The organism is Vreelandella titanicae BH1, from assembly GCF_000336575.1.
GTDB classification, from domain to species: domain Bacteria; phylum Pseudomonadota; class Gammaproteobacteria; order Pseudomonadales; family Halomonadaceae; genus Vreelandella; species Vreelandella titanicae.
Genome location: NZ_AOPO01000003.1, coordinates 77,870 through 89,293, shown reverse-complemented (window position 1 = coordinate 89,293; position 11,424 = coordinate 77,870). Strand labels below are relative to the sequence as shown.

The window sequence follows — 11,424 nt, the reverse complement described above, 5'->3', positions numbered from 1 at the left end:
TGGTTAACTCTTATTGACCATGTCTCATTGACCATGTCTCATTGACTTACCCTCATGGCCAAGCCACCCGCGGTAAGCATCGCTGGGGCATCGCTAGTCAACGCCTGAAGGTTCAAGCGCTTGTTCATCCGCATGCTCTGGAAGGGGTTGGCAATGGTCACCGACATACCGCTATCTTCAGCAATGCGCTCGGCAAGCCCTGGAATCACACTCGAACCGCCCGCTAATACGATGTGTTGCACTTCTTGCTGACGCCCGGCGGTGTAATAGAGCTGCAGGGAACGCCCCACCTGCTGCACCACGGTTTCCAAAAAGGGGTTGAGAACACGCTCATGGTAATCATCGGGTAGCCCGCCGCGCTCTTTGGCGAAACCCGCTTCCTCCATGCTTAAATCGTAGCGGTCGCGAATCGCATCGGTGAGCTGACGGCCGCCAAACAGCGTATCGCGGGTATAAACGATATGCCCGCCGCGGACGACGTGGAAAGCATTCATATTGGCACCAATGTCCACCAGACCAACGCAGGCGGTAGGGTCATTCTCCACCTTAAGCTGGCGCCGCAGCTCGGCAAGTGAACGCTCCATGGCGAAGGTTTCCACGTCCACTGCCGCGGGCTCTAAACCTGCCTGTTCTAGCGTGTCGGTGAGCTGCGTCACATCCTGCTGCCGACAGGCGACCAACACTACCTGCTGGTGCTCATCGTCAAAGGGCGCAGGGCCAAGGCACTCAAAATCAAATGCCACTTCATTGAACGGAAATGGAATATGGCGGTCGGATTCGGCCACGATGCGCTCTTCGATCTCCTCATCGCTTAGCCCGATAGGGAAGCTCAGCGTTTTGGTAATCGCGGCGCTAGCGGGAACAGCCACTGCAGCTTTACGGGTAGAGGGTTTAGCGTGTTCCACTGCACGACTAAGCACACTGGCAACGCCATCGATATCGCGAATTCGACGCTCCACAACCGCCCCTTCGCGAAGTGGCCGCACGGCATAGCTTTCTACCTGGTAATTATCATGGCATTGTTTTAGCTCAAGCAGTTTGACGGTCGCCGAGGTAATATCGACGCCAATCAACCCTTTACCAGGTTTTAGAAAGCGCATATTGGGTCTGGCTCCACCTGCTTGTCGCCCGTTTTCACATGTGATTTGAGGTTACATGATTTTTAGTTCCGTCACACGCGAACCCACTTAGCGCATATCAACACTGGTGGCCGCCGCTTCAGGTTCCTATAATGGCTGCCAATTGCATGATACGGCCGTTTAGATGCCGATCTTTTCATTCTTCCCAGGGTGCTCTTCGTACATGACGTTTCTTCGAACCCTTATTGTGTCGCTGTTTTTTCTCATTGTCTCGTTGGTGGGCGCCACCGCCTTAGCCGTGGTGGGGGCCGCCATTTACTTTGCCCCAGGGCTGCCCGACGTCCGCCAACTGCAGGACTTCGAACTGCACACACCGCTACGTATTTTCACCCAAGACGGTAAATTGATTGGCGAGTTCGGCGAAGAGCGCCGCATGGCGATCAATTTTGATGAAATTCCGCAGGATATGATCAATGCCTTGATCGCCGCCGAAGATGCCAGCTATTTTGACCACGCCGGTGTCGACCCGCGGGGCCTGGCGCGGGCGGTGGTTCAACTTGCGATGAGTGGCGATATCCAATCGGGCGGCTCGACGATCACCATGCAGGTCGCGCGTAACTATATGCTGACACTCGATCAGACGTTTACGCGTAAAATTCGTGAAATCCTGCTGGCACTACAAATGGAGCAGATACTCGATAAAGAGGAAATCTTCGAACTTTACGTGAACAAGATTTTCCTGGGCAATCGCGCCTACGGTATCGCTGCCGCCGCCGAAACCTATTACGACAAGCCCCTCGCCGAGCTTAGCCTAGCGCAAACGGCCATGATTGCGGGGTTGCCCAAGGCACCTTCTGCCTTTAACCCGCTGGCTAACTCCGAGCGTTCGCTGATTCGTCGCAACTGGATTCTGTTCCGTATGCGCGAACTCGGCTACATCGATGATGCCACCTATCAGACAGCGGTTCAGGATCCTGTAACGGCCCGCCGCCACTATACCCAAGCTGAAGTCGATGCCGCCTATGTCTCCGAAATGGCACGTCAGTATGCCGTGGAACGCTTTGGCGATGACGCTTACACCGGTGGCTATCGTATTTACACTACGATTGATAGCGAGCTGCAGCCCTTTGCCCGCCAAGCGCTGGCCAACGGCCTGACGGCCTATGACCTTCGCCATGGCTGGCGCGGGCCGGAGCAGCGTGAGATCGCGGCAAGCCTTGTCGAGGCCCAGGAGCAAACCGCGACCCAAGGCCTGGAGGAGGAGCTTTCTGAGTCTCCCGAAATTCGCCAAACCGCACGCCAAGCCGCCCAGCGCAGCCAAACGGAAGTCGAAGGGATCGAGGGCGACGTCAGCAACTGGGTTCAGGTACTTGAGCGCACGCCCAATTATGGCCTGCTTCAGCCCGCCATCGTGGTAGAAAGTAGCGGCCGCGAAATGCAGGTGCTAACTCGCAACGATGGTCTACAGACGATCGGCTGGGAAGGTTTGAACTGGGCACGCCCTTACCTGAGCCCGCGGAGCCGCGGAGCTGCACCCAGCTCGGCTGAGGAGATTGCCGTACGGGGTGATATGGTGCGCGTCATTGAGAATGAAGACGGTTCGCTACGCCTCTCTCAACAGCCGGATACCGAAGGCTCGCTGGTCGCTCAAGACCCTCAAACGGGTGCTATCCTGGCACTCCAGGGCGGTTTCGACTTTAACGCCAGCAAGTTCAATCGTGCTGTACAGGCACGACGCCAATCAGGCTCTATCTTCAAGCCGTTTATTTACTTAGCGGCCCTTGAGGATGGAGAGATGAACGCCGCCAGCGTCGTTAATGATTCGCCCGTGGTGCTCGACGATGGCAGTAACTCATTGTGGCGGCCGGTCAACTCCAGCCGTGACTTCCAAGGCCCTATGCGCTTACGTCCAGCCCTTGCCCGTTCGCGCAACCTGGTCACTATTCGCGTTCTACAAACCATGGGGCTGGATTACACGATTAACTTTTTGGAGGGCTTCGGCTTCTCTCCCGCCCAGCTCCCTCGTGGCTTATCATTAGCGCTAGGCAGCGCGAGCTTAACGCCGATGGAAATGACCAACGCTTACGCGGTGCTCGCCAACGGTGGTTTCCAGGTGTCGCCCTGGTTTATTGAGCGGGTTACCCGTGACGACGACAATGAGCTGATTGATGAAGCCACGCCGCAGGTTGCCTGCCCCAGCTGTGCCGAAGACCAGGAGACGGTGGAAATTGATGGCCGCGAATACCCGATCGCCAAACGGGTAGCCGACCCAGCCGCTGTCTACATTCTACGCGATATGCTACGTGACGTTATCACCTCGGGCACTGGCCGCGGCGCACTGAGCCTTAACCGTGAGGATATCGTCGGTAAAACTGGTACCACCAACAGCCAGCGTGACGCCTGGTTTGCGGGCTTCAACAGCAACTTGGTGACTACGGTTTGGGTCGGTAAGGACAGCAACGAGACCATTTCTGAATATGGGGCTCAGGCCGCGCTTCCTATCTGGGTAGAATTTATGGGGGATGCCCTGGAAGGTACGCCGAACGCCGTGCCTGAACGTCCAGCAACGGTGGTCACCGCTCGCGTTGACCCTGACTCCGGCCAACGCTTAGCAGATGGCCAGTCTGGCGGGATTACCGAGCTGTTCCACCAGGATCACTTGCCGGATTACCAGCAGCGCCGCATTAGCCGCGAGCTGGAAGAAGCCAGTGGTTCTGAGGGTTCAGGCACCGCTGAGTCGATCTTCTAACTCGATCTTCTAAACCAGTCAATCCTGTAGCACACCAAGCAAAAGGCCCGGAGATTATCTCTCCGGGCCTTTTCTGTTACTGGCTACCTTTGGGTCTGTATGTAGGGTCGCCTAACGTTTAACCACTAACGGGTGTCGCAGGCGCTTCGCGCTTACTGGCCAACCAGTTAGCGCCTATGGCGACGATCATGACCGCGACACCAGCAATTTCGGTCATCAGATTGGGATAGAACACCCCAAAGATCGCGGCGGTAATCGCGATGCGCGGTAGCCACGACATTTTGGTAAACAGATAGCCTTCTAGCGCCGCGGCAAATGCACCTAATGCCAGAATGGCAATCACCCCGTTCCAGATGACCACCGGCACCGGGCCACCAATGATAATCTCAGGGTTGAAGACCATAAACAGTGGGATCAGGTAGAGCCCTTTGGCAAACTTCCACGCCTGGAAGCTGGTTTCCATCGGCTTACTGCCCGCAATCGCCGCCCCGGCAAAGCCTGCCAAGGCGATGGGAGGCGTCACGTTGGAATCCTGGGAGTACCAGAACACGACCAGGTGGGCGACCAGCAGCGGCACACCAAACTCGGCTGTCAGTGCAGGGCCGACGAGGACGATGAGCACGATATAGCTGGCGGTAACGGGCAGCCCCATCCCCAGTACTAAGCTTGCCAACAGTACCATCACCAGCGCCAATACCAGGTTGCCGCCGGAGAAAGCCAGCATCATGGAGGAGAATTTCAGTCCCAAGCCGGTTAAACCCACTACCCCAACGATAATCCCGGCGACTGCACAGGCCATGGAAACCGCTACCGCATTGCGAGCACCTAGTTCCAAGCCCTCGATCAGCTTGGCAAAGCCTGTACGTACCACGTCTTTAACGGCCGTTGCGGTCACTGGCTGGCCCTGCCTGGGCGCCACAAAGAAGAACCACAGCACATAGCGCAATACCGCTACCGCCAAAATGGTGATCACTGCGTAGTAGCCTACCCGCATGGGCGACATACTCATCGCCAGCAGCCAGACCAGCACCGCCAACGGCAGCAGGAAGTGCCAGCCATCCTTCATGACCTGGCGCATCTGCGGCAGTTCATCCTTGGGTAGCCCCTGCATGCCCTGCTTGAGAGCGATGATATGCACAAACAGGTACACCGTCGCGAAATACATGATCGCTGGCAGAATACTGACCTTGACGATGTCCAGGTACGGCGTATTGGTGTACTCAGCAATCAGGAACGCCCCGGCCCCCATTAACGGCGGCATGATTTGCCCGCCGGTCGAGGCTGCCGCTTCGATACCACCTGCCTGCTTGGCTTTGTAGCCCAGCCGCTTCATCAATGGAATGGTAAAAGCACCGGTGGTGACCACGTTGGCAATCGCGCTGCCAGAAATCGAGCCCATGCCCGCCGACGCCAATACCGCCGCCTTGGCTGGCCCGCCACGCTGGCGGCCGGTCGCCGCATAGGCCATATCGATAAAGAATTTACCCGCCCCGGTGCACTCCAAAAAAGCACCAAAGAGGACAAAAATAAAGATATAGGTCGCCGCAACGCCTAGCGGCAGGCCGAAAATACCCTCTTGCCCCAAGTAGAGTTGACCGGCAACTCGATCAATGGTGTATCCGCGGTGCTCAAGAATGCCCGGCATCCACTCGCCAAGCCACGGCAGCTCGCCCCGCGGCCCCGCAAAGGCATACACAATCGCCAAGAGGCCAATCACGGTCATACCAAAACCTACCGCGCGACGGCTGGCTTCCAGTACCGTCACCGTAGCAATACAGGCAACCAGAATATCGGTACTGTTCCAAAAACCCGCACGGCTAAAAATCTCATCCAGGTTGAGTACCAAGTAACCACCGGTGAGAATCGCCCCGGCAAAAAACACTAGATCAAGCCCCCAGCCCAATACACCACGTTTGCGAGTGGGCCCAAAGGCTGGAAACATTAAAAATGCCAGCACCATAATCAGTGCCAGGTGAATACTGCGCTGATAAAAAAGCCCTAAGGGCTGAATACCGGCAGAGTAGAGCTGAAACAGGGAAAGACCCACCGCCACAATGGTGATCGACCACAGCACCATGCGGGGTTGAATCACATTACCGCCAGGCACCACGCTCGACGGCTGATTGGATTCGCTCATGAAGTCCTCGGAAGCGTTAACTAATGTCGTTTTTATTCACGCGGGGATGCGTGAGGGTCTATCAACTGAATGGTCACGCGTTGTCCAGCGGCGTGCTCACTGAGGCTCACTGGCGCATGCTCACCGCCAGGCCACACCACACGATGATTAACAGCCGGTGAACCTACCCTCAACACATAACGGTTATTGGCTACAGGCTCGTTAATGGCATTAATCCAGTAACCGCCCTCACCGTCTGATACCTGCTCGCCGCGGCCAAAAATATGCCCAAGCCCTGCGGCGAAATCGGGTTGATGGCTACGCTCTAATTGCATGACGCCCGCTACATTACGATAGCAGTCCAGCACCGTGAAATGTTCAACGGAGTGCTGCCACTTAATACACCAGCGACCGTCAGCCGGCACCGCTTCATCCACTAGCGTGTCGCCTTGTTCGGTCACCACGGCTAGGCGCATAAACGCCGACGCCGAAGCGGGGGAAGCCCCCACTTCGGCGAACGGACAACATGCAATCAGTAGCGCCATCAGTCGTCGCTGCCACTGCATGGCAATGTCCTTATGGCAATCTGATTATGAAAATATCATTACACGATTAAGGACGCAGACGATCCGGGATTTCAGCACCGACTTCTTCGAAATAGCGCAGTGCGCCCGGGTGCAGCGGCACGGGGGTCGACTCCATAGTGAACTCAACGGTGGTGTCGTTAGCCGCCGGGTGAACCGCAATCAGCTCATCGGTGTTTTCAAACAGCAGTTGGGTGAGTTGATAAGCCAGCTCTTCGTCCATATCGGCATTAACGACCAGCACGTTGGGGATACCGATGGTCTGAACGGCTTCGTCCATACCGTCGTACATACCCGCAGCAAGCTGGTAGGGAGCAAATACCGCTTCTTCTTCCTGGGCATTGGCTACCTCTTCATCAGACAAGCCAATCAGGCGAATATCGCGGGTGGCTGCCAGGTTGAGAATCGAGCTGGTGGGTGGCCCAACGCTCCAGAAGCCGGCGTCGATATCACCGTCGCGAATGGCATCAGCGGTTTCGTTGAAGTTAAGGCGCTGGGGAGTGAAGTCTTCATAGCTAATGCCATTGGCTTCAAGCAATGCACGGGCGTTCAGCTCGGTGCCGCTACCCGGTGCACCGACGGAAACGCGCTTACCCGCTAGATCAGCAATCGATTCGATATCCGACTCGGCCAGGGTCACCAGCTGTACCGCGTTGGGATAAACCGACGCCAGTGCGCGAGTATTTTCAATCTGGCGGCCTTCAAAATCATCCGTGCCGGTATAGGCTTGATAGACCGTATCGGCCAGAGCCAGGGCGAGATCCGCGTCACCGCGCATGATCAGGCCCATATTTTCAACCGAGGCACCGGTCACTTCAGCAGTCGCCTGAGCGCCTTCGATATGGTTGTTGATCATTTCGGCAAAACCACCGCCGATAGGGTAGTAAACGCCACCGGTACCGCCAGTCGCGATTGAGAGTTGTTGAGCGCTTGCTGGAAGTGCAACCGCGAGCATAGAAGCGGCAGCGGCTGTGGCGTATAGAGAGCGTAGAGTTTTCATGAGCATTTCCTCCGTCCTGCTTGGACTTATAGGTATGGTTGACGATAAAAAGGAGGTGTTGAAGCCCCAGCTTCTGGCTGCCGTCACGACGAACCGGAAGCGGTGGAGGTGAAGTTAGCACGGCTTATGCGTTGGATGCTAATAGGGCGTTATCAGCGCAGCAGTGCCTTTACCTCATACAGCCATGAGTGCCTCAGAAGGTGTAACCGCCCAGCAGCTGGATCGAATAGCCAGCTATTAAAATCCTGAAATCCCGCATAAATGTCTTATTTTATGCCGAATTGTTATTATTTATTGTTAATGGCCGTCAATTTCGCCCACCCCACCGTTATTATTGATTCAGGATAGGAGCCACACTGCTATGGAGCCCGGTTTTAAAGAGGACAATAGTCGGGATAAAGGCGCGCCGCGGCAGAACCTCGCCATTAGTGCTTACCGCCAACTCAAGCACGACATTATTCGTGGCCGCTATGCGCCTGAGCAGAAGCTGCTGATGAGCAGGCTCAAAGAGCAGTACGGCGCCAGCACCGGGCCGCTACGGGAAGCGCTATCGCAGTTAGTCTCTGACCGCCTTGTGGTCGCGATAAGCCAGCGCGGCTACCGGGTAGCACCCATGTCGCTGGCCGAACTCAACGATATTTACGACGCCCGGGCTCAGCTTGAAGGGCTGATCCTGCGCTTGGCTATAGAGCGCGGCGACGACGATTGGGAAGCCACGGTGCTGGCTACCGCACATCGGCTGGCCAAGGTCACCGACATCAACACCCCCAACGACCTGCTCGACATCTGGGATCAGCGCCACAAAGCCTTCCATACCGCCATTGCCAGCGGCTGCAACTCCCCTCACCTACTGCAAATGCGCAACACCCTGTTTGACCAGGTAGAGCGCTACCGCCACCTGTGGTTGCAGGAAACCGTGATGTCGTCCCAGGCGCTGGAGCTTAAGCGCCAGGAGCACGCTGCGCTGGTCGATGTCATTCTGGCGCGCGATACCGCCGAAGCCGACACCCTGATGCGCGATCACCTGATGACCCCCGTACCGATCATTACCCGCGTCCTTCAAGAGCGCGGCATCGGCTGAGCTTTTCGTTTCGGCTCTTCGTCCCAGACCAAAGTTCTACGTTTTAAAAAAATGTAGATATTTTAAAAAAACGGCGATACATTGGCTGCAAGCTATTTTGCATCTATTCCTTCCCACTATCCGAGGAATCTACGCCATGACGCATTTCAACTGGGACGACCCGCTACTTCTGGAACAACAGCTCACCGATGAAGAGCGCCAGATCCGCGATGCGGCCTACGACTACTGCCAGGAAAACCTTCAGCCCCGCGTGCTAACCGCCTTCCGTGAAGAGCGCTTTGACCGCGAGATCATGACCGAAATGGGTGAGCTTGGCCTGCTGGGCGCCACCGTTTCCCCCGAGTACGGCGGCGCAGGCGTTAACCACGTAGCCTACGGTTTGATTGCCCGCGAAGTAGAGCGCGTAGACTCCGGCTACCGTTCGGCCATGAGTGTGCAGTCTTCGCTGGTAATGTACCCCATCGAGACCTACGGCTCCGAAGAGCAGAAGCAGAAGTTCCTGCCCAAGCTTGCCAGCGGCGAAATGGTCGGCTGTTTTGGTTTGACCGAACCCGATCACGGCTCTGATCCGGGTGGCATGATTACCCGCGCGGAAAAAGTCGACGGCGGCTACCGCCTGACTGGCGCAAAAATGTGGATCACCAATAGCCCAATTGCCGATATCGCGGTGGTATGGGCGAAATCAGCGGCTCACGACAATCAGATTAAAGGCTTTATTGTCGAGCGCGGCACCGAAGGTTTCACCACGCCCAAAATCGAAGGCAAAGTCTCTTTGCGCGCATCGATTACCGGTGAGATCGTGCTGGATAACGCCTTTGTTCCCGAAGAGAACCTGCTGCCCAACGTCAGTGGCCTGAAAGGCCCCTTCGGCTGCCTCAACAAAGCCCGCTACGGCATCGCCTGGGGTGTGATGGGCACGGCCGAGTTCTGCTGGCACGCAGCGCGCCAATACACCCTCGACCGCAAGCAGTTTGGCCGCCCGCTGGCCGCCAACCAACTGATCCAGAAAAAGCTCGCCGATATGCAGACCGAGATCACCCTTGGCTTGCAGGCAGCCCTGCAGGTGGGCCGGCTAATGGATAGCGGCAACTGGGCACCGGAAATGGTCTCGCTGATCAAGCGCAACAACTGCGGCAAAGCGCTGGATATCGCCCGCCAGTCTCGCGATATGCACGGCGGTAACGGCGTCTCCGACGAATACGGTGTTATTCGCCATATGGTCAATCTGGAGTCGGTAAACACCTACGAAGGCACCCACGATGTACACGCTCTGATTCTGGGTCGCGCCCAGACAGGCATTCAGTCGTTCTTTTAATCACCGCACCTTGATCACTTGTCACTTATTAACGGAGCCTCTATGAACGAGCTAACCAAACCACTGGCCGGTATAAAAGTACTCGATATTTCCCGCGTACTGGCCGGGCCGTGGTGCGGACAAATGCTCGCGGATATGGGGGCAGATGTGATTAAGGTAGAGCGCCCCGGTAGCGGCGATGACACCCGCCACTGGGGCCCTCCTTGGCTGGCGGGCAGCGAAGAGTCGGCGTACTACCTGTGCGCTAACCGAGGTAAACGCTCGCTGACCGTCGATATGGCCAAGCCCGAAGGCCAGGCAGTGATCAAGCAGCTAGTCGCTAACTCTGACGTGCTGATAGAGAACTTTAAAGTTGGCGGCCTGAAACGCTACGGGCTGGATTACGCCAGCTTAAAGGCGCTCAACCCTAGGTTGATCTACTGTTCGATTACCGGTTTCGGCCAGGAGAGCCCTTACGCTCACCGCGCCGGTTATGACTTTATGATCCAAGCCATGGGCGGGATCATGAGCCTAACTGGCAAGCCCGACAGTGAACCCGGCGGTGGCCCGGTAAAAAGTGGCGTCGCCTTTACCGATATATTCACCGGGTTATATGCCGCTAATGCAATTTTAGCGGCGCTTTATCAGCGCCGTGATAGCAGCGAGGGTTGCCATATCGATATGGCATTAATGGATGTGCAGGTAGGCGTACTCGCCAATCAGGCACTCAATTACCTCACCTCCGGCAATGTGCCCCAGCGATTGGGTAACGCTCACCCCAACATCGTGCCTTATCAGGCGTTTGCCACCCAGGATGGCCATATGATTATGGCTGTCGGCAACGACGAGCAGTTCAAGCGTTTTTGCGCGGTGCTTTCGCTACCGGCTTTGGCGGAAGATCCACGCTTTGCCACCAATGGCGCCAGGGTAAACAATCGTGCTCTGCTCGTTCCGCAGCTGGAAGCGGCGTTGGCCCAGCGCAGCACTGATGAATGGCTAGCCGCTTTTGAAGCCGTAGGCGTTCCCTGCGGGCCGATCAATACGCTGGATCGGGTGTTCGACGACCCCCATGTGAAAGCCCGCGGGCTTAAGCAAACCCTGCCCCACGACCAAGCAGGCCAGGTGGATCTGGTCGCTAACCCTATCCGTTTTAACGGTGCCCAAATGAGCGCCACTACGGCGCCGCCTCACTTAGGCCAACATACGGAAAGCGTGCTGGAAGAACTTGGTATTAGCTTGGAGCAGCGCACTGCGCTTCGCGCAGCAGGCATCATTTAATAGCACTAATGGTTTATGCACTCGATTTATGCACTTCCCTCTTATAGGCGCCTACTTGGCGCCTTTTTTTAAGCCAAAAGAAGCGACCAATATTGCAAGCTAAGAAGCAGGCACCTGGCTAATGCTTCGCAATCCATTATTGTACAAAAGCTATACAAAAAGTATATTAAGACCTAAAGTTAAGAGCGTTGAATGCTTCAACATAGGCTATAGGCATTAATCTATCTAATGTTATGGCATTAA

At 56.2% G+C, this 11,424-nt stretch carries 8 protein-coding genes; 4 read left to right on the top strand and 4 right to left on the bottom strand.

Annotated elements, in window-relative coordinates:
• Positions 1-38: 38 nt before the first annotated feature.
• Positions 39-1,100, bottom strand: a complete 1,062-nt coding sequence (gene pilM / locus HALTITAN_RS07790) for a type IV pilus assembly protein PilM (RefSeq protein WP_009286767.1) — start codon at positions 1,098-1,100, stop codon at positions 39-41.
• A 202-nt stretch (positions 1,101-1,302) separates the two neighbouring features.
• Between pilM and HALTITAN_RS07785 the strand changes: the two genes are divergently transcribed.
• Complete coding sequence (locus HALTITAN_RS07785) at positions 1,303-3,828, top strand: penicillin-binding protein 1A (protein WP_039858713.1); 2,526 nt, start codon at positions 1,303-1,305, stop codon at positions 3,826-3,828.
• Between the two features lie 118 nt (positions 3,829-3,946).
• Here the strand turns inward: HALTITAN_RS07785 and HALTITAN_RS07780 are convergent, their stop codons facing one another.
• The 3 genes from HALTITAN_RS07780 to HALTITAN_RS07770 are packed head-to-tail and all read right to left on the bottom strand — an operon-like array spanning position 3,947 to position 7,528.
• Positions 3,947-5,965, bottom strand: coding sequence for a TRAP transporter permease (locus tag HALTITAN_RS07780; protein WP_009286765.1), 2,019 nt, complete (start codon positions 5,963-5,965; stop codon positions 3,947-3,949).
• A 32-nt stretch (positions 5,966-5,997) separates the two neighbouring features.
• A complete protein-coding gene (locus HALTITAN_RS07775) occupies positions 5,998-6,510 on the bottom strand; it encodes a DUF1850 domain-containing protein (protein ID WP_009286764.1) in 513 nt (170 codons plus the stop codon).
• 46 nt (positions 6,511-6,556) lie between these two features.
• Positions 6,557-7,528: a TAXI family TRAP transporter solute-binding subunit gene (locus HALTITAN_RS07770; RefSeq protein WP_027957372.1), complete on the bottom strand. Its 972-nt coding sequence runs from the start codon at positions 7,526-7,528 to the stop codon at positions 6,557-6,559.
• 361 nt (positions 7,529-7,889) lie between these two features.
• On the opposite strand from HALTITAN_RS07770, the gene csiR reads away from it, so the two are divergent.
• The 3 genes from csiR to HALTITAN_RS07755 all read left to right on the top strand — a co-directional run bounded on the left by csiR (position 7,890) and on the right by HALTITAN_RS07755 (position 11,181).
• The gene (gene csiR / locus HALTITAN_RS07765) at positions 7,890-8,609 is read left to right on the top strand and encodes a DNA-binding transcriptional regulator CsiR (protein WP_022520012.1); all 720 of its coding nucleotides are present in this window, start codon (positions 7,890-7,892) and stop codon (positions 8,607-8,609) included.
• A gap of 136 nt (positions 8,610-8,745) precedes the next feature.
• Positions 8,746-9,924: an acyl-CoA dehydrogenase gene (locus HALTITAN_RS07760; RefSeq protein WP_039858710.1), complete on the top strand. Its 1,179-nt coding sequence runs from the start codon at positions 8,746-8,748 to the stop codon at positions 9,922-9,924.
• 42 nt (positions 9,925-9,966) lie between these two features.
• Positions 9,967-11,181: a CaiB/BaiF CoA transferase family protein gene (locus tag HALTITAN_RS07755; RefSeq protein ID WP_039858709.1), complete on the top strand. Its 1,215-nt coding sequence runs from the start codon at positions 9,967-9,969 to the stop codon at positions 11,179-11,181.
• Positions 11,182-11,424: the final 243 nt, after the last annotated feature.